The sequence below is a fragment of the Streptomyces sp. NPDC055815 genome (genome assembly GCF_053616475.1).
Genome location: NZ_JBSHDU010000010.1, coordinates 14,462 through 37,879 on the forward strand (window position 1 = coordinate 14,462; position 23,418 = coordinate 37,879).

Annotated in this window: 27 protein-coding genes; 15 read left to right on the forward strand and 12 right to left on the reverse strand. The window is 73.2% G+C overall.

Annotated elements, in window-relative coordinates; translation table 11 throughout:
• Positions 1-56: 56 nt before the first annotated feature.
• Positions 57-959, forward strand: coding sequence for an alpha/beta fold hydrolase (locus tag ACWGN5_RS09565; RefSeq protein WP_453512906.1), 903 nt, complete (start codon positions 57-59; stop codon positions 957-959).
• Here the strand turns inward: ACWGN5_RS09565 and ACWGN5_RS09570 are convergent.
• From ACWGN5_RS09570 to ACWGN5_RS09580, 3 genes are all read right to left on the reverse strand, one after another.
• A complete protein-coding gene (locus ACWGN5_RS09570) occupies positions 940-2,700 on the reverse strand; it encodes an RCC1 domain-containing protein (protein ID WP_453512909.1) in 1,761 nt (586 codons plus the stop codon). The two genes, ACWGN5_RS09565 and ACWGN5_RS09570, sit on opposite strands and share 20 nt — an antisense overlap.
• Positions 2,701-3,060: 360 nt before the next feature.
• The gene (locus ACWGN5_RS09575; protein WP_453512912.1) at positions 3,061-3,732 is read right to left on the reverse strand and encodes a TetR/AcrR family transcriptional regulator; all 672 of its coding nucleotides are present in this window, start codon (positions 3,730-3,732) and stop codon (positions 3,061-3,063) included.
• 52 nt (positions 3,733-3,784) lie between these two features.
• Entirely contained in the window at positions 3,785-4,579 is a 795-nt protein-coding gene (locus ACWGN5_RS09580) for an IclR family transcriptional regulator (protein ID WP_392156165.1), read from the reverse strand.
• A 716-nt stretch (positions 4,580-5,295) separates the two neighbouring features.
• Here ACWGN5_RS09580 and ACWGN5_RS09585 point away from each other — a divergent pair.
• The 7 genes from ACWGN5_RS09585 to ACWGN5_RS09615 are packed head-to-tail and all read left to right on the forward strand — an operon-like array spanning position 5,296 to position 11,263.
• A complete protein-coding gene (locus tag ACWGN5_RS09585) occupies positions 5,296-6,333 on the forward strand; it encodes an ABC transporter substrate-binding protein (protein ID WP_453512916.1) in 1,038 nt (345 codons plus the stop codon).
• Positions 6,334-6,386: 53 nt separating this feature from the next.
• A complete protein-coding gene (locus tag ACWGN5_RS09590) occupies positions 6,387-7,397 on the forward strand; it encodes an ABC transporter substrate-binding protein (RefSeq protein ID WP_453512919.1) in 1,011 nt (336 codons plus the stop codon).
• A complete protein-coding gene (locus ACWGN5_RS09595) occupies positions 7,394-8,269 on the forward strand; it encodes an ABC transporter permease (RefSeq protein ID WP_453512921.1) in 876 nt (291 codons plus the stop codon). The genes ACWGN5_RS09590 and ACWGN5_RS09595 overlap by 4 nt, the downstream gene beginning before the upstream one ends.
• Positions 8,266-9,018, forward strand: coding sequence for an ABC transporter ATP-binding protein (locus ACWGN5_RS09600; protein ID WP_453512922.1), 753 nt, complete (start codon positions 8,266-8,268; stop codon positions 9,016-9,018). Before ACWGN5_RS09595 ends, ACWGN5_RS09600 begins: the two co-directional genes overlap by 4 nt.
• A complete protein-coding gene (locus ACWGN5_RS09605) occupies positions 9,015-9,878 on the forward strand; it encodes an ABC transporter substrate-binding protein (protein WP_453512925.1) in 864 nt (287 codons plus the stop codon). The genes ACWGN5_RS09600 and ACWGN5_RS09605 overlap by 4 nt, the downstream gene beginning before the upstream one ends.
• A 4-nt stretch (positions 9,879-9,882) precedes the next feature.
• Entirely contained in the window at positions 9,883-10,965 is a 1,083-nt protein-coding gene (locus ACWGN5_RS09610; RefSeq protein WP_453512927.1) for an LLM class flavin-dependent oxidoreductase, read from the forward strand.
• Between the two features lie 46 nt (positions 10,966-11,011).
• Positions 11,012-11,263 (forward strand): WhiB family transcriptional regulator, encoded by a 252-nt coding sequence (locus ACWGN5_RS09615; RefSeq protein WP_453512929.1) that lies wholly within the window; start codon positions 11,012-11,014, stop codon positions 11,261-11,263.
• A 23-nt stretch (positions 11,264-11,286) separates the two neighbouring features.
• On the opposite strand, the gene ACWGN5_RS09620 is transcribed toward ACWGN5_RS09615, so the two are convergent.
• The 3 genes from ACWGN5_RS09620 to ACWGN5_RS09630 all read right to left on the reverse strand — a co-directional run bounded on the left by ACWGN5_RS09620 (position 11,287) and on the right by ACWGN5_RS09630 (position 13,693).
• Positions 11,287-12,261, reverse strand: coding sequence for an acyl-ACP desaturase (locus ACWGN5_RS09620; protein ID WP_453512930.1), 975 nt, complete (start codon positions 12,259-12,261; stop codon positions 11,287-11,289).
• A 338-nt stretch (positions 12,262-12,599) separates the two neighbouring features.
• Positions 12,600-12,827 carry a hypothetical protein gene (locus ACWGN5_RS09625; protein WP_453512932.1) on the reverse strand — a complete coding sequence of 76 codons (228 nt, stop codon included), beginning with the start codon at positions 12,825-12,827 and terminating at the stop codon, positions 12,600-12,602.
• Between the two features lie 14 nt (positions 12,828-12,841).
• Entirely contained in the window at positions 12,842-13,693 is an 852-nt protein-coding gene (locus tag ACWGN5_RS09630) for a helix-turn-helix domain-containing protein (protein ID WP_453512933.1), read from the reverse strand.
• Positions 13,694-13,873: 180 nt separating this feature from the next.
• Here ACWGN5_RS09630 and ACWGN5_RS09635 point away from each other — a divergent pair, with 180 nt between their 5' ends.
• Entirely contained in the window at positions 13,874-14,347 is a 474-nt protein-coding gene (locus ACWGN5_RS09635; RefSeq protein ID WP_453512936.1) for an ATP-binding protein, read from the forward strand.
• Positions 14,348-14,357: 10 nt separating this feature from the next.
• Here ACWGN5_RS09635 and ACWGN5_RS09640 read toward each other — a convergent pair whose 3' ends face one another.
• From ACWGN5_RS09640 to ACWGN5_RS09650, 3 genes are all read right to left on the reverse strand, one after another.
• On the reverse strand, positions 14,358-16,019 hold the full coding sequence (locus tag ACWGN5_RS09640; RefSeq protein WP_453512938.1) for an ABC-F family ATP-binding cassette domain-containing protein: 1,662 nt from the start codon (positions 16,017-16,019) through the stop codon (positions 14,358-14,360).
• 245 nt (positions 16,020-16,264) lie between these two features.
• Positions 16,265-16,681, reverse strand: coding sequence for an SsgA family sporulation/cell division regulator (locus ACWGN5_RS09645; RefSeq protein ID WP_453512941.1), 417 nt, complete (start codon positions 16,679-16,681; stop codon positions 16,265-16,267).
• 278 nt (positions 16,682-16,959) lie between these two features.
• Complete coding sequence (locus ACWGN5_RS09650; RefSeq protein WP_453512944.1) at positions 16,960-17,427, reverse strand: (4Fe-4S)-binding protein; 468 nt, start codon at positions 17,425-17,427, stop codon at positions 16,960-16,962.
• 76 nt (positions 17,428-17,503) lie between these two features.
• Here ACWGN5_RS09650 and ACWGN5_RS09655 point away from each other — a divergent pair, with 76 nt between their 5' ends.
• The gene (locus ACWGN5_RS09655) at positions 17,504-18,583 is read left to right on the forward strand and encodes a WD40/YVTN/BNR-like repeat-containing protein (RefSeq protein ID WP_453512947.1); all 1,080 of its coding nucleotides are present in this window, start codon (positions 17,504-17,506) and stop codon (positions 18,581-18,583) included.
• A gap of 56 nt (positions 18,584-18,639) precedes the next feature.
• Here the strand turns inward: ACWGN5_RS09655 and ACWGN5_RS09660 are convergent, their stop codons facing one another.
• On the reverse strand, positions 18,640-19,227 hold the full coding sequence (locus ACWGN5_RS09660; protein WP_453512949.1) for a TetR/AcrR family transcriptional regulator: 588 nt from the start codon (positions 19,225-19,227) through the stop codon (positions 18,640-18,642).
• Positions 19,228-19,334: 107 nt separating this feature from the next.
• Here ACWGN5_RS09660 and ACWGN5_RS09665 point away from each other — a divergent pair, with 107 nt between their 5' ends.
• On the forward strand, positions 19,335-20,303 hold the full coding sequence (locus ACWGN5_RS09665) for an NADP-dependent oxidoreductase (protein ID WP_453512952.1): 969 nt from the start codon (positions 19,335-19,337) through the stop codon (positions 20,301-20,303).
• Between the two features lie 82 nt (positions 20,304-20,385).
• Here the strand turns inward: ACWGN5_RS09665 and ACWGN5_RS09670 are convergent, their stop codons facing one another.
• Entirely contained in the window at positions 20,386-20,685 is a 300-nt protein-coding gene (locus ACWGN5_RS09670; RefSeq protein WP_453512954.1) for a YciI family protein, read from the reverse strand.
• A gap of 167 nt (positions 20,686-20,852) precedes the next feature.
• Between ACWGN5_RS09670 and ACWGN5_RS09675 the strand changes: the two genes are divergently transcribed.
• A complete protein-coding gene (locus tag ACWGN5_RS09675) occupies positions 20,853-21,386 on the forward strand; it encodes a GlcG/HbpS family heme-binding protein (RefSeq protein ID WP_453512957.1) in 534 nt (177 codons plus the stop codon).
• 57 nt (positions 21,387-21,443) lie between these two features.
• Here ACWGN5_RS09675 and ACWGN5_RS09680 read toward each other — a convergent pair whose 3' ends face one another.
• Positions 21,444-22,031: a hypothetical protein gene (locus ACWGN5_RS09680; RefSeq protein ID WP_453512959.1), complete on the reverse strand. Its 588-nt coding sequence runs from the start codon at positions 22,029-22,031 to the stop codon at positions 21,444-21,446.
• Between the two features lie 135 nt (positions 22,032-22,166).
• Here ACWGN5_RS09680 and ACWGN5_RS09685 point away from each other — a divergent pair, with 135 nt between their 5' ends.
• Genes ACWGN5_RS09685 through ACWGN5_RS09695 form a run of 3 tightly spaced genes read left to right on the forward strand, consistent with a single transcriptional unit; the run spans position 22,167 to position 23,414 of the window.
• On the forward strand, positions 22,167-22,862 hold the full coding sequence (locus tag ACWGN5_RS09685) for an endonuclease V (protein WP_453512961.1): 696 nt from the start codon (positions 22,167-22,169) through the stop codon (positions 22,860-22,862).
• A gap of 49 nt (positions 22,863-22,911) precedes the next feature.
• The gene (mmpA, locus tag ACWGN5_RS09690; RefSeq protein ID WP_281192586.1) at positions 22,912-23,046 is read left to right on the forward strand and encodes a morphogenic membrane protein MmpA; all 135 of its coding nucleotides are present in this window, start codon (positions 22,912-22,914) and stop codon (positions 23,044-23,046) included.
• Positions 23,043-23,414 carry a VOC family protein gene (locus ACWGN5_RS09695; RefSeq protein WP_453512964.1) on the forward strand — a complete coding sequence of 124 codons (372 nt, stop codon included), beginning with the start codon at positions 23,043-23,045 and terminating at the stop codon, positions 23,412-23,414. Before mmpA ends, ACWGN5_RS09695 begins: the two co-directional genes overlap by 4 nt.
• The last annotated feature ends 4 nt before the right edge of the window (positions 23,415-23,418 follow it).

A 23,418-nucleotide genomic window follows, 5' to 3' on the forward strand; every position in this document is an offset into this window, starting at 1 on the left:
ACACGAACGGTCGTGCTAGCATTTTTCCACACCCAGGACGACCGAGGAGATCCGGCATGTACCCGATGGCTCCGCTCATCCGCACGGCCCTGAACGCCACCGCACGCGTCGCCCCCGGCCCGGCGGGCCGCTGGGCCTTCCGCCTCTTCGTCCGCCCGCTCGGCCGGGCGAAGGTGAGGCCGGAGGAACAGGCGCTCCTCGCCGCCGCCCGCACCACCACCCTCCACGTCCGGGGCAAGGAGGTCGTCACGTACGCCTGGGGCGACGGCCGGCGGCCCGTCCTCCTCGTCCACGGCTGGTCCTCCCGCGCCTCGCGGCTCGGCGCCTTCGCCGAGGAGCTGCTCGCGCGCGGGTACAGCCCGGTCGCCTTCGACGGACCCGGTCACGGGGAGTCCTCCGGCCGGGCCACCAACATCGTCGAATACCGGGAGATCATCCGCGAACTGCACGCCCGGCACGGCGACTTCGAGGCGGTCGTCGCCCACTCCTTCGGTGTCCTCGCCTCGCTCTTCGCCCTCCGCGACGGCGTCCGCACGGCCCGCTTCGTGGGCCTCGGCGGCGTCGGTTCGTTCGCGATGCTCATGGAGGGCTTCCGGGCCGGACTCGGCCTGGACCAGCGGGTGGTGCGGGCCATGCGCGGATACGTCGAGGGGCACGTCGCCCCCGGCGAACCGGGCATCTGGGACCGCTTCGGCGCCGACCACGCGCCGGAGGAACTCGGCGCGCCCGTCCTGCTGTTCCACGACGAGGGCGACGACATGGTGCCCCTGGCCCAGGCGCGGTTCCTCGCCCGGGCCCACGGCGATCGGGCCCGGCTCGTCGTCACCCGCGGCCTCGGCCACCGGCGGATCCTCACGGATCCGGACGTCGTGGCCGAGGCGGTGGAGTTCGTGACCGCAGGATCCGTCGCGGAACCGGCGGGCACGACACGCGAGGGAGTCAGCTCAACGGCGTCGTGATCGTCGCCGCGTTGTTGCCCGTCCGGGGATCGGGCGTGGAGGAGGTCGCGGAGGCCCCGTCGGTGACGGCCGCCGTCGAGCGCACCAGCACCTTGAGCGTGAGGGTCGCCGTCCCTCCCGCGGCCAGGGTGTCGAAACGGCAGGTCACCGTGTCCGTACTGCCCACCGCCGGGGTGTCGCACGTGCCCGAGGACGGGGTGGCCGAGGTGAAGCGGACGGTGGCGGGGAGGTTGTCGGTGAGGACCACGTCCTCCGCCGCGGTCGGGCCGTGGTTGCGGACACGGATCGTGTAGGTGAGCGTGCCGCCGTTGGACACCGGCTCCGGGCTCGCCGCGAGGGACGTGGCCAGATCGGCGAGCGGCCGGGACACGGCGATGCTGTGCGCTTCGCCGGAGGAGAGCGACGTGACGCCTTCGAGGTACCGGAGGCAGGGTGAGCTCTGGCCGACGGCGCAGACCCGGAAGGGCGTGTGGCGCGTCAGCTTGGTGCCGTCGCCGAGCTGGCCGTAGTGGTTGGCACCCCAGGCGCGGACGGAGCCGTCGGTGCGCAGCGCGAGGCTGTGGTAGCCCGAGACGCCGCCGACGACGGCGGAGACCCCGGACAGGTAGCCCGAGCAGCCGCCCGGCGCGCAGACCCGGACCGGGGCCCGCCGGTCGGTGGTGGTGCCGTCGCCGAGCTGGCCGTAGATGTTGTTGCCCCAGGCCAGGGCGGTGCCGTCGGTGCGGACGGCCAGGGTGTGGAACGCGCCCGCGGCCACGGACGTCACGCCCGTCAGGTACGAGGTGCACGGCGCGGTCTGACCGATCGCGCAGACCGGCGCGGGGCCGGTGGCCTGGCCGCCGGTGCCGTTGCCGAGCGCGTCGCCGTAGCCCCAGGCCATGACCGAGCCGGTGGAGAGCGCCGCGACGCTGTGGTAGATCCCGGCCGCCACCGAGACGGCGTCGAACACGCCGTTGACGAACACCGGGGCGGGGCGCGGTGTGGTCGTGCCGTCGCCGAGCTGGCCGTTGCCGTTGTGGCCCCAGGCGATGATGTAGCCGTCGGAGCGCAGCGCGAGGGTGTGCTGATAGCCGGCGGCGATGCGGGTGATGCCCGTCAGGTACGAGGTGCAGGGAGCGGCGCTCCCCACGGCGCAGACCCGGACGGGCGTCAGCCCGTCCGCGACCGTGCCGTCGCCGAGCAGGCCGCCCGTGCCCCAGGCCACGACCGTCCCGTCGGCGAGCAGGGCGATGCTGTGGTGGTCGCCGGCGGCGACGGCGGCGACACCCTTCAGGAAGGACGCGCACGGCGCGGGCTCGCCGACGGCGCAGACCTGGACGGGGGTGTCCCGGTCGGTCCTGGTGCCGTCGCCGAGCTGACCGCCGGAATTGGCCCCCCAGGCGACGACCGTGCCGTCCTCGCGCAGGGCGATGCTGTGCCCGTCGGCGCCCGCGACCTGCACGATCCGGTCGAGCGGCGTGGTGCAGACGGCGTTCCCGCAGGCGCGCCCGGGGACGAGTTGCGCACCCGTGGTGCTGCCGTCGCCGAGCTCGCCCCGCAGGTTGCTCCCCCAGGTGAGGACGGTGCCCGGCGGGGCCGTACGGATGTCCCGCGCCCCCGCGCTGTCGGCGTACGCGGGGGACGGGGCGGACAGGCCGGGGCCGGGCAGCAGCAGGGCGGCGGCCAGGGCGGCCACGACGGCGAGCCGTCTTCGCGGGCGTGGTCTGCGGCGGGCGCCGGGCAGGGTGTGCGGAACGGACATGCGCGCTCCTCTCAGCAGGCGGACCGGACCGCGGGCGGGAGTGCCGGCGGTTCCGGCCGACCCGCTCACCATGCGGGCGCGCCCGGGAGCGTGCGGACGAGCGACACCTGGCCTTCACTCGATCAGCGAGTGCGCCGTAGCCGGGCGGGCGGCCCGGCGTGCGGCGGGCACGGGGACGTGAGAGGAAGGAGCCTTGGCCCGGCGCCGGTCGGGTCGGGTCGGGCACGCGGGCTCGGCGTGGCGGGCCTGGCGCGACGGGACCGGATCGGATCGGCCTGGTGGGCTCGGCGTCACGGGCCCGGGTCGGCCTGGTGGGCTCGGCGTCACGGGCTCGGGTCGGCCTTGCGGGCCCCGCTCGGCTCAGGCCTCCGCGGTGAGCGCCGCCCGGCCCCGGTCCGTCGCCGAGGCGAGCAGCCGGGCCGTGATGCCGCGTTCGGCGCGGGCGTACGAGCCGGGGTCGCCGAACAGGACGGACTGCGCGTTGGCCGCCTCCATGAGGGCGATCACCTCGAAGGCCAGCTGCTCCACGTCCACGTCCTCGGTGAAGTCCCCGACGGCACGCGCCTCCGTCAGGGCCCCCTCCATGTACGCGGTCCAGTCGCGGCGGGTCCCGGCGACGGCGTCGTGGACCGGGCCCGTACGGGCGTCGAACTCGGCCGAGACCGCGTAGAAGAAGCAGCCGCCCGCGAAGACCCGCTCCGAGGAGTACGCGAGCCAGTTCCGGCACAGCTCGCGGACCCGGCGCGCGCCCGGCGGCAGGTCCTTCAGCGGCGTGACGACCCGGTCGGCGAAGACGGCGACGGCGGCCCTCACGGTCGCCAGCTGAAGCTCCTCCTTGGAGCCGAAGAGGGCGAAGACACCGCTCTTGCTCAGCTCCAGCTCGGTCGCGATGCGTCCCAGGGACAGGCCTTCGAGGCCCTCGACCGAGGCGATGTCCATCGTCCGGCCGAGGACGAGCCGCCGGGTCTGGTTGCCCCGCTCGACGCGTCCGTCGGGCTTGGTGCCGGTGCCGCTTCCGGTGCTGCCGCTCATGACCCCATCGTACTGAACGCACGACCGTGCGGAAATCTCCGCGCTCCGGGGGCTACCCCGCCCGCTCGCCCGGGTCCCGCCGCTCCGCCGGGGCGAGCAGCAGCACCTCCAGGGCCCGCGCGCAGGCCCGCGCCTGCGCCAGGTACCAGTCGAGCCGCGCGTCGGTGATCAGCTCGGGCGTCGCGCGGACCGCGAGCGCGAACCGGGCGTGACCCGTGCGCTCCAGGACCGGCACGGCCACCGTCCGCACCCCGTGGGCCGACTCGCCGTCGTTGAGGGCGTACCCCGCCTCCCGTACGCGCGCCAACTCGGCCGCCAGCGCGGGCGGTTCGACGATCGTCCGCTCCGTGAACGCGTACAGCGGCGGCAGCGAGCGCGGGCCGGCCTCGCCCGCCCGGGGCCAGGCGAGGAGCACCTTCCCGAGCGCCGTCGAGTGCAGCGGCCGACGCAGACCCACCTTCGGCGTCACCGAACCGCCCGCCACGATCACGGCATGCGGACCGCTCCGCAGCGCCAAGTCGGCCGTCGCACCCGTCCGTTCGGCCAGATCCGACAGCTCGGGCGCGGCCAGGTGCAGTCCCCGCTGGTGGTACGAGAGGCGGCCCAGCTCGGTCATCGCCGGACCGAGACGGTAGCGCGCGGTCCGGGCGTCCTGCTCCAGGAAGCCCGCGCCGAGCAGGGTGCGGGCCAGCCGGTGCGCCGTCGAGGTGGAGAGCCCGAGCCGGCGCGCGAGGTCGGAGGCGCTCAGGTCGGGCCCGTTGTCGTGGAAACAGTGCAGCACGTCCAGTGCGCGGCGGACCGCCTGGGCGCCCGCCGGGGGTCGGACGATGCCGGCCTCGGTCGTCATAGGGTTCGCTCCCCGTGGGTGATCGGGCTCCCACGCTCCCACATGGCGGGAGCCGAATCAGGCCCCGGGCGAGGTCGGAAACACTCCGTTCATACGCAATCCCACATCGTGGGAGACGAGTTGTGGGCGGCGGAACAACCGTGGCAAGGTTCCGGCCAACACACCACGGCGGCACCGAGCCGGAAGGAGCAGGCCCGCGATGAACGCACGACACGTACCGCTCGCCCTCACCCGGCGCCGCCACATCGACCTGGCACGCGTCACCGGCACAGGCTGTCGCTGACACCCGCCCCGGCCGGACCCGGCGCCCAGCCGAACCCGGCGTCCAGCCGCACCCTGGCTCCGGCTGGATCTCGGCTCCAGCCCGACCTGGTTCCAGCTCGATCTCGGCTCCGGCTCGATCCCCGGCTCCCGCTCGACACCAGCCCTGGCCTGACGTCCTGCCTGCCCTGACGTCCTGCCTGACCTGACGTCCTGCCTGACCTGACGTCCTGCCTGGCCTGACGTCCGGCCCTGGCCGGCTCGCCGTCATCGCCCGCGCGTCGGGCCGTGGCGTTCGAGCCATGCCGTAGGGGCCGAACACGCCGAGGGCACCGCGTGCCCACGTCCGCCGGCGTCCAGCCGGTCCACAGGACGTGGCCGCCCGCCTCCTCGGAAGAACCCCCGGCCGTGCCCCGCCCGACTCTCCCGATCCACCACACCCCGGGATGCCCTCCATGACGTACGCCCGCGTGCCCGACACGCTCTGGTTCACCCGCTGCCCCGTCCCCACCGCCACCGGCGTCGCCGCCGACCGCGGCTGGCTGGCCGGGGAGTTCGCCCCCGACGGCATCGCCGTCCGCTCGCTCCAGGACACCGAACCCGGCGCCGACCGCGCCGCCCACTTCACCCACGCCCTGCCCGGCCTCTTCCGCGAAGGCGGCAACGTGCCCGCGCTGTGGGCCCGTTCGCGCGGCGAGCGCACCCGGCTCGTCGGGCTCACCTGGATCGAGGAGCGCCAGGTGGTGCTGGTCGCCCCCGGCTCCCCGGTGCGCGGGGCCGCCGCCCTGCGGGGACTGCGGCTCGCCGTGCCGCGCCACTCCGTGCCCATCGACTTCTGGCGGGCGATGGCCCTGCGCGGCTTCGAGGGCGTGCTCGAATCGGCGGGGTACGGACTCGGTGACGCCGTCCTCGTCGACGTACCGGCCGACGGCCATCAGGGCCAGTGGGCCGCGGAGCTCGACGCGCTGCGCCGGGGCGAGGTCGACGCCGTCTACGTGAAGGGCGCCCTCGCCGTCGAGGCGGCCCGCCGCGCCGGCGCCGAGGTGGCCGTCGAGCTCGACGAACTGCCCGACCCCGCGCACCGCGTCAACAACGGCACCCCGCGCCCGCTCACCGTCCACCAGGACCTCCTGGACGAACACCCCGAGCTCGTGGCGCGCTTTCTCGCCGTACTGCTCCGCGCCGCCGACTGGGCCGCGGGCGAGCCCGACGAGGTCGCCCGCATCCTCGGCGCCGAGACCGGGGCGGGCGCCGAGGGCGTCGCGGGCGCCTACCGGCCCGGCACCCACCGCACCCTCCACCCGGACCTGTCCGGCACCCGGCTCGACCTGCTCGCCCGGCAGGAGGAGGCCCTGCGCGCCCACGGCTTCCTGCCCGAGGCCGTGGACGTACGGGCCTGGGCCGACCCGGAACCCCTGCGCCGTGCCCACCGGATCGCGGCGGCCACCCCGGAACCGGCCGCGCCGCCACGGACCGCCCACCCCGTCCCGTAACACCCGCCCCACACCCCCCGCCCCACCCGCCCCCGCCCCGAAGGAAGTCCGTCATGCGCCCACTCACCCCCCTCGCCGCCCTGGCGGCCCTCGCCGTCCTCTCCACCGTCACCGCCTGCGGCGCCGCGGACGACGGCGGCGACGCGAAGGGGAAGAAGGGCGGGGAGGCGACGGTCACCGTGCGCATCCCCGACCCCGGCAACGCCGGCGTCCTCGCCCGCGGCAAGAAGGACGGCAGCCTCGACAAGGCCCTCGCCGCCGTCGGCGCCAAGGTCGCCTGGACCGGCAGCGCCGGACCCTTCGCCCCGGCCGCCCAGGCGATGAACGCCGACCAGCTGGACATCGCGACCGGCTCCATCACCTCCGGCATCACCTCCCTCGCGCAGAGCCCCGGCTTCGCCTTCTTCACGGCCACCGACCCCGACCCCGTCGGCGAGGGCATCCTCGTCCGTGAGGGCTCGGACATCACCTCCGTCCAGGACCTCGTCGGGCGCAAGGTCGCCGTCAACAAGGGCGGCACCGGCGAGTACCTGCTCCTCAAGGCCCTCGCCAAGGCCGGGATCCCCGCCGACAAGGTCGAGCGCGTCTATCTCCGCCCCGACCAGACCGCCGCCGTCTTCAATGCCGGACAGGTCGACGCCTGGGCCGTCTGGTCCACGTACGCCGTCGCCGAGATCGGCACCGGCAAGGCCCACTTCGTCGCGGACGGAGCCGCCATCGGCTCCGACAACTACAGCCTCAACGCCGTCCGTTCGGACTTCGCCAAGCAGCACCCCGAGATCGTCAAGGCGCTCTACGCCTACCTCCACGAGCACAGCGCCAAGGAGAAGAAGGACCCCAGCGCCTACGTCAACGTCTTCACCGACGCCGGCCCCACGGCCGTCAACGGCAAGGCCAAGGACGTCCAGATCGCCTTCACCGCGAAGGGCGGCACGGTCGACCCGATCGGCCCCGAGGACATCAAGCGCTTCGAGACCGTGGCGCGGTTCTACGCCGACCAGAAGGTCACCCCGCACAAGGTCGACATCGCCGCCCACCTCCTCGACGTCGAGAAGCTGTCATGACGGCCGTCACCGAGGAGCAGGAGCAGGAGCAGGAGCAGGAGCAGGAGCAGGAGCGGACGGAAGGGCTCGTCGCGCCGCGTCCGCCCGTCCGCCGTGCCCGCTCCCGCCCCTACGCCGTCATCGTCCGCGCGCTCGGCCCGTTCGCCCTGCTCGCCCTCTGGTGGGTCTCCTCCGCCACCGGCCTCCTCACCCCCGACGTCCTCGCCTCTCCCACCCAAGTCATCGATGCCGTAGCGGAGTTGTGGGGGAACGGGCAGCTGCCCGACGCGCTCGCCACCTCCCTCACCCGCTCGGGCCTCGGCCTGGTCATCGGCCTCGCCGCCGGACTGACCCTCGGCATCACCACCGGCTTCACCCGGCTCGGCGACGAACTCCTCGACTCCTCCCTGCAGACCCTCCGCACCATCCCCTTCCTCTCCCTCGTCCCCCTCTTCATGGTCTGGTTCGGGATCAACGAGACCGCGAAGATCCTGCTCATCGCCGTCGCCACCACCTTCCCGATGTACGTCTCCACCACCGGCGGCGTCCGCAACACCGACCGCAAACTCGTCGAGGCCATGCGCAGCTTCGGGCTCGGCCGGCTCGCGATCGTCCGCCAGGTCGTGCTCCCCGGCGCGCTGCCCCCGCTCCTCGCCGGACTGCGGCTCTCCATGACACTGAGCGTCATCGCGCTGATCGCCGCCGAGGAGATCAACGCCACCGAGGGCATCGGCTATCTGATGTCCCAGGCCCAGAGCTACGCCCGCACCGACATCCTCGCCGTCTGCATCCTCGTCTACGGACTCCTCGGCCTCGCCGCCGACGTGTTCGTCCGCGGCCTGGAGCGGACGCTCATGCCCTGGCGCACCGCCGGACCGGGAGGGACGACATGACCGCCGTACGGGTCAGGGGACTGCGCCGGGTCTTCGGCGACCGTGCCGTCATCGACGGCCTCGACCTCACCATCGGGCGCGGCGAGTTCGTCGCCCTGCTCGGTGCCAGCGGCAGCGGCAAGACCACGCTGCTGCGCATCCTCGGCGCCCTCGACGGAGCCGACGGGGGAGAGGCCCTCGTGCCGGCCGCCCGCACCATCGTGTTCCAGGAGCCGCGCCTCATCCCCTCCAAGAAGGTCCTCGCCAACGTCACCGTCGGGCTGCCGCGCGGCGCGGAGACCCGGACGACGGGACTGCGGGCGCTCGCGGAGGTCGGTCTGGAGCGGCACGCCGACGCCTGGCCGGCCACCCTGTCCGGCGGCGAGGCCCAGCGCGTCGCCCTGGCCAGGGCGCTGGTCCGCGAGCCCGAACTCCTCCTGCTCGACGAGCCGTTCGCCGCGCTCGACGCGCTGACCCGGCTCCGCATGCAGGACCTGGTGGGCGAACTGCGCCGGATCCACCGGCCGGCCGTCCTGCTCGTCACCCACGACGTCGACGAGGCCGTACGCCTCGCCGACCGGGTCGCCGTCCTGCGCGACGGCCGGCTCGTCACCGACGAGCCCGTGACCGTCCCCCGCCCCCGCGACCCCGGCGACCCGGCCTTCGTGGCCCTGCGCCGCCGCCTCCTCGCCGACCTCGGCGTCCACACGCCCGAGGAAGCACCCACCGCCTCCCCTCTCGAAGGATCTCTCGAAGGAGTCTCCGCATGACCGTCGTCATCGGCGTCCACCGCAGCAACCCCTCCCTCTACCACCTCTCCCGCCTCGGCTACGCGGAGGAGGAGCTCGCCGCTCTCGGCGAGACCGTGACCTGGCACCCGTACACCGACGGGGTCCGCACCGGCGCCCACCTCGCCGACGGCACCATCGACTTCGGCGGCACCGGCTCCACCCCGCCGGTCACCGCGCAGGCCGCCGGGCACGACATCGTCTACACGGCGGTCTCCGCGCCCCGCCCCGACCACGGCGCCCTCCTCGTCCCCGAGGACAGCCCGGTCCGTACCGTCGCCGACCTCAAGGGCGGCACCGTGCACCTCGCCGTCGGCTCCTGGCAGACGCATCTCGTGGCCAAGGCCCTGGACGACGCCGGACTCTCGTACGCCACCGACATCACCCCCGTACGCGGCGACTCCGGCAGCGAGGCGAAGCTGCGGGCCGGCGAGATCACCGCCTGGGTCGCGCAGGGGGCCGAGCTCGCGGCGGCCCGCCGCAGGGGCGGTCTGCGCACCCTGATCCGTACCGGCGAGGTCATCAGCGACCGGTCCGTCTTCTTCACCCGCCGCGACCTGGCCGAGCAGCGGCCCGAGCTCGTCGAGGCGCTCACCCGCGCGCTGCGGCGGGCCGACGCGTGGGCCGCCGCGCACCCGCGCGAGGCCGCCGAGATCGCCGCCGCCGACCAGGGCGGCACGGTCGAGGACTGGGAGACCGCGCTGCGCGCCCTGCCCTGGACGATCGAGGAGGTCGGCGAGGAGTTCATCGCCGAGCAGCAGCGGGCGGCGGACATCTTCCACCGCACCGGCTTCGTCGACCGCGCGATCACCGTCGCCGACGCCCTGCCCCGGAAGGCCTGAGCCGATGACGACCCCCGCCCCCGAGGTCCTCTGGTACATCATCCCGCGCGAAGGCGCCTACCCGTGGGAGCCGGAGGGCCGCCGGCCCGTCGACCTCGGCTATCTCACCCGGCTCGCCGGGACGGTCGAACGCCTCGGTTTCACCGGCGCGCTGCTCGCCACCGACCTGTACGACGTGTGGCCGCTCGGCTCCGCGCTCGCGGCCTCCACCAGCACCCGGTTCAAGCCGCTGCTCGCCGTCCACCCGGGGCTGATCTCCCCCACTCTGCTGGCCAAGATGGCGCTGAGCTTCGACAACCTCTTCGGCGGCAGGCTCCGGTTCAACGTCGTCAACGGGTCGACGAACGCGCTGCGGGAGTACGGACTGCACGTCGAGCACGACGAGCGGTACGAACTGAGCGCCGAGTACTGGTCGATCGTGAAGCGGCTCACGGCCGGCGAGGTCTTCGACCACAAGGGGAGGTTCTACGACCTCAGGAACGCCGGAGCGTCCTTCCGTGACCTGCGCCCCGTGCAGGCGCCGCACGTCCCGCTCTGGTTCGGCGGCTCCTCGGCGCCCGGCATCGAGATGGCCGCCGAGCACGTCGACGTCTACCTCACCTGGGGCGAACCCCCGGAGCTGCTGAAGGAGAAACTGGATCACGTACGGGCGCGGGCCGCCGCCCACGGCCGTACCCTCCGCATCGGGCTGCGGCTCCACCTGATCGTCCGGGACACCGAGGACGAGGCCTGGGCCGCGGCCGACCGGCTCCTTGACGTCACCAGCGAGGCGACGTACGCCCGGCAGCTCGGGGAGCGCGCGGGCGAGGACGGCGTCGGCTGGCAGCGCCAGTTCCGCCAGCACGGCGGCCGGGTCCCTGCCCGGGCCCGTGAACTGGAGACCCACCCGAACCTGTGGCCCGGCATGAGCCTCTTCCGGCCCGGCCCCGGCACGGCGGTCGTGGGCTCCACGGCCCAGGTCGTGGAGCGGCTCAAGGAGTACCAGGAGCTCGGAGTGGACACGTTCATCCTGTCCGGGAACCCGCTCCTGGAGGAGGCGTACCGGGTGGCCGAGACGGTGCTCCCGGCGCTGGGTATCCGCCATTGATCGAACGTTGATGGCGTGTTTACGGTGCCCCGGCAAGCTGTCGGTCATGCAGACGGATACCGACGTGCTGACCGCCCCCGACCTCTCCTGGCGCGAGAACGCCCTGTGCGCCCAGGCCGGACCGGAGTTCTTCTTCCCGGCCCCCGGCTCCTCGACGCGGGAGGCGAAGCAGTTGTGCGGCGCGTGCGAGGGGCGCCTGGCGTGCCTGGAGTACGCGTTGACCCACGACGAGAGGTTCGGGGTGTGGGGCGGGCTCTCCGAGAAGGAGCGGGGGCGGCTCAAGCGGCAGGGCCGCTGAGCCACCCCCGCGAGGGGCCTCGCTCAGCCGGCGGCGCGGGAGGCCATCCGGGCCTTGCGGGCCGCGAGCTTCTCGTCGAACTTGCTGGCCTCGCTGTCCAGGCCGTTCATGTAGAGCCCCAGCTCCTCCTGGGCGCGCAGGCCGTCCGGGCCGAGGCCCTCGATCTGGAGGACCTTGAGGAAGCGCAGGACGGGCTGGAGGACGTCGTCGTGGTGGATGCGCATGTTGTAGATCTCGCCGATCGCCATCTGCGCGGCCGCCCGCTCGAAGCCCGGCATGCCGTGTCCGGGCATCCGGAAGTTGACCACGACGTCCCGCACCGCCTGCATGGTCAGGTCGGGGGCGATCTCGAAGGCCGCGCCGAGCAGGTTGCGGTAGAAGATCATGTGCAGGTTCTCGTCGAGCGCGATGCGGCTCAGCATCCGGTCGCAGACCGGGTCGCCGGACTGGTGGCCGGTGTTGCGGTGCGAGATGCGGGTGGCGAGCTCCTGGAAGGCCACGTACGCGACGGAGTGCAGCATCGAGTGCCGGTTGTCGGACTCGAAGCCCTCGCTCATGTGCGCCATCCGGAACTGCTCCAGCTTGTCCGGGTCGACGGCGCGCGAGGCCAGCAGGTAGTCGCGCATCACGATGCCGTGGCGGCCCTCCTCGGCGGTCCAGCGGTGCACCCAGGTGCCCCAGGCGCCGTCGCGGCCGAAGAGGCTGGCGATCTCGTGGTGGTAGCTCGGGAGGTTGTCCTCGGTGAGCAGGTTGACGACGAGGGCGATCTTGCCGATGTCGGTGACCTTGGACTGCGACGGCTCCCAGGCCTCGCCGTCCTCGAAGAAGCCGGGGAAGTTGCGGCCGTCGGACCAGGGCACGTACTCGTGCGGCATCCAGTCCTTGGTGACCTTCAGGTGCCGGTTGAGCTCCTTCTCCACGACCTCTTCCAGCGCGTAGAGCAGCCGTGCGTCGGTCCACCCTGCCGAGCTGCCGAGGGAGGGAGAGGTGAGCGTCACGGGAACTCCTGGGGACGGAGAGGGGGGCATACGGGCATACCTACGGATTCGTAGGTTACGAGACCGTAGGTTAAGCCTCCGTAAGGCGTCGGCCAAGCCCGTCCCGGCGATGTCCGGTTACGTTCCGTTATGTACGCTGCTCCGGCGGGGTGCCGGAGACGCAGGTCACGTCCGGATCGGCCTTCGGGGGTCCCGTGGCCGACTACGCAGCGCAGACGCCCGGCGGCTCAGAGCAGATGATCGGCGGCTCGGAGCAGACGCGCTCGGCGGCTCGGCGCAGACGTCCCGGCGGCTCGGCGCAGGTGCCCCGGCGGGCTCGAAGCAGATGATCGGCGGGCTCAGAGCAGATGATCGGCCGCGCCGGCCTTCACCGCCGAGATGAGCGCCCGCAGCGCCTCGACGGAGTCGCTGACGTACGCGTCGGGGGAGAGCGTCGAGCCGATGTAGGCCCGCCCGGCGCCGTCGAGGCCGAAGCGGAAGCAGTTGGCGCCCTCGCTGCAGAAGGCCTCGTTCCAGTCGATCGCGGCGGCGGCGGGGGCGGCGGGGGCGGGGGTCGTGACGTTCATGGTGTGGAGGTCCTTCACAGATCCTGGGATATGGCGCGGACGAAGGCGCGCGATTCGGTCGCGGACAGCGCGAGCCCGCGCAGCCGGTCCAGCAGGCCGCGGTACCGACGGAGTTGCATGTCGGTGTCCAGCAGGAGCGACCCGTGGGAGGAGTCGAGCTGCACGGTGTCGAGCTGCGGCACCGGCGCGGCCACGTAGGTGAACGACTGGCCCGCCCCCGGGAAACCCCCTGCGGCGAAAGGGATCACGCGTACGGAGACGGTGTCCCGCTCGGTGTGGTTCAGGATGTGCTCCAGCTGGGCCCGCGCGACCTTCGGTCCGCCGAACTGCATGCGCAGCGCCGCCTCGTGGATCACCGCCTCGTACCGCACCGGCCGGTCCCGGTCCAGGACCTCCTGGCGGCGCAGCCGCAGGGCGAGCCGGGCCTCCAGGTCGGGTTCCGGCAGCGGGGGGACGGCGGTGTCGAAGACCGCCCGGGCGTGCTCCTCGGTCTGCAGGAGGCCCGGGATGTGCGTGGTGACGGAGGTCTCCAACTCGGAGGCGTGGAACTCCAGTTCGGCGATGTCGAGGAGGGCGGGCGGCAGCAGTCCGCGGTGCTCCTCCCACCAGCCCCGGTCCCGCTCCTGGGCCATGCCGGCGAGGAGGTCGACGAGTCCGGTGTCCGGGCAGCCGTAGTTGAAGGCGAGGGTGCGGACGCGCTCGGCGCTGATCCCGAAGCGGCCCGACTCGATGTTCGGGATGCGGGTGCGGTCGACGCCCAGGAGGGCGGCGGCCTGCTGGGCCGACATCCCCGACTGTTCGCGCAGCCTGCGCAGTTCGCTCCCGAGGCGCTGCTGTCGCGCGGTCGGACTGCTCCTGGGTGGCACGCTCTGACTCCCTTTCGTTCCGTGACGCCGCGGCGCGGGTGGGGCGTCCATTTCGGCCGGAATGGAACGACTACCCGCAAGTAGTAGCACCGTGCTCCGGTCGTGCGCTACGGTCGGTAGCGCAAGTCTCACACGGGGCTACCGTTCCCGTGTGCGTGTACCCCCCATGCACCAGGAAATGTGAGCAAACCGATGAAGGGCGCCCTGCGTTGCCTCCCGACCGCCGTCCCGGCCGGGCCCATACCTCCCGCCACGGAGAACCTCAGCTACTCGATGCTGCTCCCCGGCGGCGCCTACTGCGCGGGACTCGCGCGGGAGGCGGTCCGCTCGCTCCTCACCCGGCACGGTCTGTCCGAACTCTGCGAGACCGCCACCCTCGCCGCCTCCGAACTCGTCTCCGCCGCCTACCGGTTCACCCCCGACCGGGAGATGGTCCTGCGCGTCCGCTGGCAGTTCGAGGCGCTGCGGATCGTCCTCTACGACCAGCACCCTGCCCATGCCTCACCGCACGCGGCCGAGGAATGCCGCGACCGCCGCAGCCGCAGCATGTGGCTGCTGGCCGCGGCGGTCGACGCGCACGGCGGGGACTGGGGACTCGCCCCCGTCCTCACACCCGGCGGAGGCACCAAGTCCTGGGCCTTACTCCACCGCTAGAACCAGACACCTAGACTCCGGCATCACTCCGGCGAGGGCTCGGGGCCGTCCCCCTGACCTCCTCCGCCGTCGTCGGCCGCAGCTCACCGTCGAGCAGCAGCCAGCGCGTGATCCCCAGGGACTCCAGGAACGCCACGTCGTGGCTCGCCACGATCAGCGCCCCCTCGTAGGCGTCGAGGGCCGCCGTCAGCTTCCGCACCGACGCCATGTCCAGATTGTTCGTCGGCTCGTCCAGCATCAGCAGCTGCGGAGCCGGATCCGCGAGGAGCAGCGCGGCCAGCGTCGCCCGGAACCGCTCCCCGCCCGACAGGGTGCCGACGGGCTGATCCGCCCGCGCCCCCCGGAACAGGAACCGCGCGAGCCGGGCCCTGATCGTGTTCGGCGTCGCCGTCGGCGCGAAGCGGGCCACGTTCTCCACCACGCTCAGCCCGTCGTCGAGCACGTCGAGCCGCTGCGGCAGGAAGCGGAGCGGCACCCGCGCGTCCGTCTCGCCCGCCAGCGGCTCCAGCTCACCGGCGATCGTCCGGAGCAGCGTCGTCTTCCCGGCGCCGTTCCGGCCGACCAGCGCGATCCGCTCCGGGCCGCGCAGCTCGAACGCGCCGCCGACCCTGGCCCCGTACCGCAGCTCGAGATCCCGCAGGTGCAGCACCTCGCGGCCCGGCGGCACCGAGGTGCGCGGCAGCTCGACCCTGATCTCGTCGTCGTCCCGTACCGCCTCCACGGCCGCGTCGAGCCGCTCCTTCGCCTCCGAGAGGCGCTCCGCGTGCAGCGTGCGCTGCTTGCCGGCCGAGACCTGGGCGTCACGCTTGCGGCCGTTCGCCACGATCTTGGGGACGACCTTGTTCTCGAAGCTCTTCTGCCCGTACCGCCTGCGACGCGCCAACTTCATGTGCGTCTCGGACAGTTCGCGCTTCTGACGCTGTACGTCGGCCTCGGCGACCCGCACCATCCGCTCCGCCGCCTCCTGTTCGGCGGCGAGCGCCGTCTCGTAGGCGGACCAGTTGCCGCCGTACCAGGCGACCTCTCCGTCCCGGAGATCGGCGATCTGGTCGACGCGCTCCAGGAGTTCACGGTCGTGGCTGACCACGACCAGGACCCCGGACCACTTCTCCACCGCCTCGTACAGCCGGGCGCGGGCGTGCAGATCCAGATTGTTGGTGGGCTCGTCGAGCAGGAGTACGTCAGGTCGGGCGAGCAGCAGCGCGGCGAGGCGCAGCAGCACGGACTCGCCGCCCGAGATCTCGCCCACGGTCCGGTCCAGGCCGACGTGGTCGAGCCCGAGCTGGTCGAGGACGGCCCGGGCCCGCTCCTCCACGTCCCAGTCGTCGCCGATCGTCGTGAAGTGCTCCTCGGCGGGGTCGCCCGCCTCGATGGCGTGCAGGGCGGCCCGCCTGTCGGCGATGCCGAGGATCTCGTCCACCCGGCGCCCGGTGTCCAGGACCAGGTTCTGCGGGAGGTAGCCGAGCTCGCCGTTGGCCCGGACGGTGCCGTCCTGCGGTGTCAGCTCGCCCGCGAGCAGCCTCAGGAGCGTGGACTTGCCGGAGCCGTTGAGCCCGACGAGGCCGGTGCGGCCGGGGCCGACGGTGAGCCGGAAGTCGTCGAAGACCTCGGTGCCGTCCGGCCAGGAGAAGGAGAGCGAGGTGCAGGTGAGGAAAGTGGGGTGATGCGCCATGGAGGCCTCCCGGTCGCGTACGCAGGGAAAAGGGGGCAACGCGAGAGACACCGGGGCGCGGGCAGTGTGGAGAACGGCTCGTACGCCGAGGTCGAGAACGGCACACGCGGCACAGGGGGCACGCGCGGCTCGGTGTCTCGCAACCTCAGACGAGCAACGTCCTTCTCCGATCGGGTGACGACAAGGTCAGGACCGACCGTACGCCGGGGAGCGGAGGGGCGGCAATCGATTTAACGCGGCCCCGGTCAGGGGCGTTCGCGGAACAGCTCCGCCAGGTCCTGGTCCCAGTCCAGGTACTGGTGCTCGCGCCCGGCCGGGACGAGGTGCTGCGAGCGCTCCAGGAAACGGCGCAGCTCTGAGGTCCGGACGTGGACCATCGCGACGCCTTCCGGGGCGTGGAACTCGACGACGGTGCGGTCGTAGCCGTACGGACGCAGGCGCACGTCCCCGACGCCGGCCGGGCGCTCGACCCCCTGGACGAGGAGCTCGCGCGCGAAGGCCCAGGAGACCTCGACGCCCTCCAGGGTCGCGGGCGGCGGGAAGGCCATGCTCACGGCGTACGGATCCTCCCGGTCGTACCGGAGGGTGGCGGGGACGGTCTCCATCCGGGGAGCGGATGCGACCAGACGGGCTTGCACGGCCTGCTCGATGACGGCGGACAAGACCGGCTCCTCTCACGCGGGCTTCGGATCCTGTGCGTCTCCCCGACACCAGGGCACCTGACACCCCTCTAGACGAGCGAAGCGCCGGGAACGTGCACTCGGCCCCCACGTGACCTGCGTCACCGGGGTCTCTGAATCGCGTCCGGCGCGGTCTCTTGGGTCGTCCGGCGCGGTCTCTTGGGTCGTCCGGCGCGAGGGTGGTCTTCGGCTGGTGCCGTCGGGCGTGTTTGCGCGTGTGGCTGGGGTGGGGTTGGTGCGTGTTCGTGGTGGGGCCGGGGTCAGCGTTGTTCGGGGACGTCGTCGTCGTCCGGTTCCGCGCAGGGGCCCGAGTGGTCGCAGTACGGCTGGTTCCCCGAGGCCCCGCAACCACAGAGCATCACCCGGGTCTCGTGGCGGTCGCCGTGGGCGCCGGTCACGACCAGGTCGCCCCGGACCACCAGCTGGCCGGAGGGCGTGCGGCGGACCGTGGTGGGGGAGTCCGGGGGCTCGGGCACGGCGTCCTCGGGGCGGTGGTGGTACTGGAGCGCCCCGGAGGGGCAGCGCCGGACGACCTCGGCGACCCGGTCCGCCTCGGCGGCGTCGGGCAGCACCCACGGGCGCCGCGACAGGTCGAAGACCTCCGGCAGGCCGTGGACGCACTCGGCCGCGTGGAGGCAGCGCCGCGGCTCGAACGTGACGGTGATGCCCTCGCCCTCGTACTCCTTGAGGCGGGGCCGTTCCTCCGTCGTCCCTTCACCTTCCGTCATGCGACCCAGCCTAGGAACCACCGGCCCGGGACGCACCCTGGACGGGGAGCGGCCCGGGGCACTAGCTTCCGGCGCCATGACGTCCATGGGGAAGACGAGACGAATGATGTCGGTGGGGCTGATCGGGGCGGCGCTCGCGCTGACCCTGGCCGCCCCGGCGCGGGCCGGGGAGACCCCCACGGCAGCGGCCGGCTGGCAGCTGACACCGACCGGTACCGACGCCCGCTTCCGGGGCCTCGCGCCGGTCGACCGCAGGACCGCGTGGGCCGCCGGCTCGAAGGGCACGGTGCTGCGCACCACCGACGGCGGCCGCAGCTGGCGCAACGTGTCGCCGGCCGGCGCGGGCGACCTGGAGTTCCGCGACGTCGAGGCCTTCGACGCCCGCCGGGCCGTCGTCCTCGCCATCGGGGAGGGCGAGGCTTCCCGGGTGCTGCGCACCGAGGACGGCGGCGCCACCTGGACCGAGTCCTTCCGCAACACCGACGCGCGGGCCTTCTACGACTGCATGACCTTCTTCGACCACCGGCACGGGCTCGCGATGAGCGATCCGGTCGACGGCAAGTACCGCATCCTGTCCACCCGCGACGGCGGCCGCTCCTGGCAGGTCCTGCCGACCGCCGGGATGCCCGACGCGCTGCCCGGCGAGGCCGGCTTCGCCGCGAGCGGCCAGTGCCTCGTGTCGGCCGGACCGCGCGACGTGTGGCTCGCGACGGGCGGCGGGGCCACCGCGCGCGTGCTCCACTCCGCGGACCGCGGACTGACCTGGACCGCCACGGACACGCCGATCCCGGCCGGAGACCCGGCCCGCGGCGTCTTCGGGCTCGCCTTCCGTGACCGTACCCACGGCATCGCCGTCGGCGGTGACTACCGCAAGGACCAGCCGTCCCCGCAGGCCGGCGCGGTCTCCGCCGACGGCGGCCGGAGCTGGCTCGCCTCGGCCACGCCGCCGCCCGCCTACCGCTCCGGCGTCGCCTGGCTCCCGCACAGCAGGACCGCCGCGCTCGCCGTCGGCCCGACCGGCACCGACCTCACCACCGACGGCGGCCGCACCTGGCGCACGGTCGACACCGGCTCGTACGACACGGTCGACTGCACCCCGGACGGCTCCTGCTGGGCCTCCGGCGAGAAGGGCCGCATCGCCCGACTGACCCCCTAAGGGCACTGGGTCCTGTCCGGGCGATCCAGGTGGGCCCGGACAGGACCTGGCACGGGTCACCTGGCGCCGGGGTGCGCGAGCCCGTCCATGATCAGGGTGAGCAGGTGGTCGCGGCGGGCGGCGATCGAAGGCGCCTGGTCGGCGATCCAGCTGAGGGCGTTGGCCAGGGCGAACAGGTCGGTGCCGTCCACATCGGGGCGGATCCGCCCGGTTTGCTGGGCCGCCCGCAGCAGTCGGCCGCCGGCCTCGCGCATGGCCACGCACGAGGCGTGCAGGGCCGAGTCCGGGTCGTCGAGCGTGGCCATCAGCGAAGCCGGCAGTCCTCGGAAGGCGCCGGCGCGGAAGGTGAACTCGCCGAGCCATTCGGCCAGTGCCCGCTCCGGCGGCGGGGACGCGTCAAGCAGTCGGCCGGCCTCCTCGGTCAGCTGGTCGAAGCCGGTGCGCAGCAGGGTTTCCAGCAGGGCGTCGCGGGTCGGGAAGTGCCGGTAGAGCGTGCCCAGTCCGACCCCGGCCCTGCGGGCGACGTCCCGTAGCGAGGCCTGGGTGCCCTCTTCGCTGACGACCTCACCTGCGGCTTTGAGGATGCGCTCGCGGTTGCGGTGTGCGTCGGCGCGCTGCCCCTGCGGGGCGGGTCCATCTGGCATGGGAATTCCTGACATTGACAACCGGAGCACTGCTCCGGTTACTATGCGGAGCAGTGCTCCGGATTCTATCTGGACGGGGTGCGTCATTCGGCGTCTGGGGGAACGGCATGGGGACAGCGACGATGTGGGCCGTGCGGGTGCACGCCTTCGGCGAGCCCGGGCAGTTGGTGTACGAGGAGGTGCCGCGGCCTGTGGCAGGGCCGGGCGAGGTGCTGGTACGGGTCCATGCGGCCGGCGTCAACCCGCCCGACTGGTACGCGCGCCGGGGCTTCGCGAACATCCCGGAGGCGATGCGTCCGGTGTGGCCGCTGCCGTTCACACCGGGCTCCGACATCTCCGGTGTGATCGCGGGCGTGGGCGCAGGGGTCACGGAGTGGCAGGTCGGCGACGAGGTGTTCGGACTGGTGAACTTCCCCGGCCGGGCCTCGGGGTACGCCGAGTTCACGACCTCGCCCGCCGCGCACCTCGCGCGCAAGCCGGCCGCGCTGGGGCATGTGGAGGCCGCGGCCGTACCGATGGCAGGTCTCACCGCCTACCAGTTCATCGTCGAGCACCTGCGCCTCACACCGGGCAGCACGGTCCTGGTCAACGGCGCGGGTGGAGGAGTGGGCCACTTCGCCGTGCAGTTGGCCAAGGCCGCGGGCGCCGCGCAGGTGATCGCCGTGGCCTCTGGACGTCACGAGGCGTTTCTGAAGGACTTGGGCGCCGACCGGTTCGTGGACTACACCCGGGCCGCGGTCGAGGACGTCGTACGGGAGGTGGACGTACTGATCGACACCGTCGGCGGCCCGGACGGCCACCGCTTCCTGCCGGTGGTGCGGCAGGGCGGCTTCATCGCCCCCGTCTACCTCGGGGAGTACCACCGCGAGCGCGCCGCGCAGCTCGGCATCACGGTGGGTGGATGGCAGGTGCGCTCCCACGGGGAGCACCTGGCCGAGCTGGCACGCTTGATCGATGTCGGCCGGCTACGAGTCGGCATCGACAGCGTCTTCCCGCTGAGCGCGGCGGCGCAGGCCCACACACGCGCCGAACAGGGCCACCTGCAGGGCAAGATCGTCCTCCAGGTGGCCGCCTGAAACCCCTCCGGCCGGCCATGGGCGGAGCCGGATCGTGAGGGCTGCTGCTGTCTGGGCGGCACCGGCCGTCCGCGCTCAGCGCCTAGGAGGGCAGCTGCTCCCGGTACGCGGCGATTCCGTCGGCCGTCTTGGTCGCGTAGAACTCCGTGATCCGGTACGCGCACACGCCCTCGACGCTGAACGGGTCGGCCGCCGTGATCCTCTCGATCTCCGCGCGGTCGACCCCGGCGGCCAGGATGACCCCGCCGTCCCGCGGGTTCTTACGGCCCGACGCCAGGAACACGCCCTCGGCGTAGCGCGCGTCCAGCCACTCGACGTGCGCGTCCATCAGGGCGTCCACCCGCTCGACGGGCGCGGTGTAGGTCAATTCCAGTACGAACATGATCGCCAGGCTACCCGCCGCCACCCCGGGCGCCCGTTCGGCGTACGACTGTTCCCGTATCGGGCGACCGGGCGCGCCGCCGCCCCGGGAACCCCCGACGACGCTGTTCCAATGAGCGGCACCGGCGCTCCGGATCCCCCGGGGCCCCCTCCTGCCCAGGAGCCCCTGTGAAGCGTTCCTCCTCCCTGCGCACGCGCGTCGTCGTCGGCGCCTCCCTGATCGTCCTCGGCCTGGGCGCGGCCACGGCCGCGCCCGCGACCGCGGTGTCGGGTCCGGGCGAGGTGAAGGACAAGAACGTCGTCCAGACCGCGCACCTCACCGAAGAGGCCGCCCTCAAGGCCGCCCGGGTCGCGCTCGCCGCGGCCGAGGGCGACGGTCAGCACGTCAGCGTCGCCGTCGTGGACCGCGACGGCAACACCATCGTCCACCTGCGCGGCGACGGCTCGGGCCCGCACACCTTCGAGTCGGCCCGGCGCAAGGCGTACACCGCCGCCTCCTTCAACGCCCCGACCTCCGTCCTGGTCGGCCGCCTCCAGCAGAACCCGACCCTGGCCGACATCCCGGGCACCCTCTTCCTCGCCGGCGGCCTCCCGATCCACTACCACGGCGCCCCGATCGCCGGCATCGGCGTCGCGGGAGCCCCGAGCGGCCTCTTGGACGAGCAGTACGCGGCGGCGGGCATCGCGGCCATCAGCCACTGACCCACGGGGTGGCCAGGGCGGCCACCACCTCCCGTCCGGGGGTGTCAGGGGCTTCGCTCAGCGAAGACCACGCTTCTCGCGTTCGGCCTCGACCAGTTCCTCCATGAGGTCCTCCGGGTCCACCGTGTACGCGGTGTCATCGAGGGAGTCGTGGTCCCGGGCGCCCAGTGGCAGGCCGAGCGCGGCGAGTTCGGCGGCGAGCCGTCCGAACGCGTCGCGCTCGTCCTCGTACCTCGCCCGCTCGGCGGCGGCCCCCTCGGCCAGGGTGCGGCCGGCCATGCCCCAGAACGTGAACTCGGTGTCCAGTTCTATGAGGCGCCAGGCGCGCTCCGAGGGTTCGTCGGGGTGCAGCCAGTAGCCGATCCACCCCTTTCCGCCCTTCGCCACGAGCTTGACGTGCCTGGCCATCTCCGCGGCTCCGGCGTTCACCGCCTGCATCTCCGGGTCCGCGAGTTCCTCTTCGCTCAGACAGCTGGTGTCCAGGAGCGGGTGGACCTCTCCCGCCTCGAAGAATTCGAGGCCGAGGAGGCGGGTGAAGTCGGTGCGGCCTTCCCACTGGGCCACCAGCAGCACGCGCAGATCGTCGGGTATCGGTCGGCCGTCCAGCCGCTCGCGGGAGAACTCGGCGAGCCGTGCGTCGTCCATGCGTCCTCTCCAGAGGTCGAGGCCAAGATCCTCGCCTCAACGTAACAGCGGGGTCCGACAGGAGGCCCTGGAGGCCGGTGACCCCAGGCCTCCCCGTGATGCGGGACCGGAAGAGGTCCTAGGGTGACCCGCATCATGACGATCATCGAGATTCCGGCGGGCTGGCCCGCAGACGAAGCTGCCGCGCGCGCCGTCCAGCAGGAGCTGCGCGGGCGGCTCGTGCGCGACGAGGAGGGGCCCGCGGTCGGCGAGGGCCATGTCACCGGCCTCGACGTGGCCTACGACGACGAGCGGGACCTCGTCGCCGCCGCGGCCGTCGTGCTCGACGCGCGAACCCTGGACGTGGTGGAGGAGGCCACGGCGGTCGGCCGGGTCTCCTTCCCGTACGTCCCCGGGCTCCTCGCCTTCCGCGAGATCCCGACCGTGCTCGCCGCGCTCGACACCCTCACCGCCGACCCGGGCCTCCTCGTCTGCGACGGCTACGGCCTCGCCCACCCCCGCCGCTTCGGACTCGCCAGCCACCTCGGGGTGCTCACCGGACGGGCGTCCATCGGCGTCGCCAAGAACCCCTTCACCTTCACCTACGAGCAGCCCGGCCCCACCCGCGGCGACGCCGCCCCGCTCCTGGCCGGGGGAGAGGAGGTGGGCCGGGCCCTGCGCACCCAGTCCCGGGTGAAGCCGGTGTTCGTGTCGGTCGGCCATCGCGTCTCCCTCGCCAACGCCTGCGCCCACACCCTCCACCTCGCGCCGCGCTACCGGATCCCGGAGACCACCCGGCACGCCGACTCGCTCTGCCGCCGGGCACTCAAGGAGGCACTCGGGTCCGTCTGAGTACGCGTACGGATTCCCGTTCGCCGCCCGGCCCGGCAGAGTGGGGTTCATGACAACTCCCCTTTCCGCTCCGCCGCGTTCGACCGGGCGCGGCCTGACCCTGGTCCTCGCCACCGCCGGAGTGCTCGCCCTGGCCTGGACCTGCGCCATCCTGTACGTCCTCACCAGCTGGACGCTCGGGTGATCGGGCGGCTGCGGTGCGTCGTCCTCGACTGCCCCGACGCCCTCGAACTCGCCGCGTTCTACCGGAAGTTGATCGGCGGCGAGGTCGAGAGCCCCGATCCCCGCTGGGCCGTCGGCGAAGGCTCCGCCGTCCTGCGCGGCGCGGACGGCCCGGTCCTCGCCTTCCAGGGCGTCGCCGACCACCGTCCGCCCGTGTGGGGAGCGCCCGAGCAGCAGTTCCTCCTCGACGTGCGGGTCGACGACCTGGCCGCCGCGCACGAGGCCGTCGTCGCCCTCGGAGCCGTACCGCTCGACGGGGAGACCGGCGAGGCCCTCTGGCGCGTCTACGCGGACCCGGCGGGCCACCCGTTCAGGCTCGTACGGCCCTGACCGG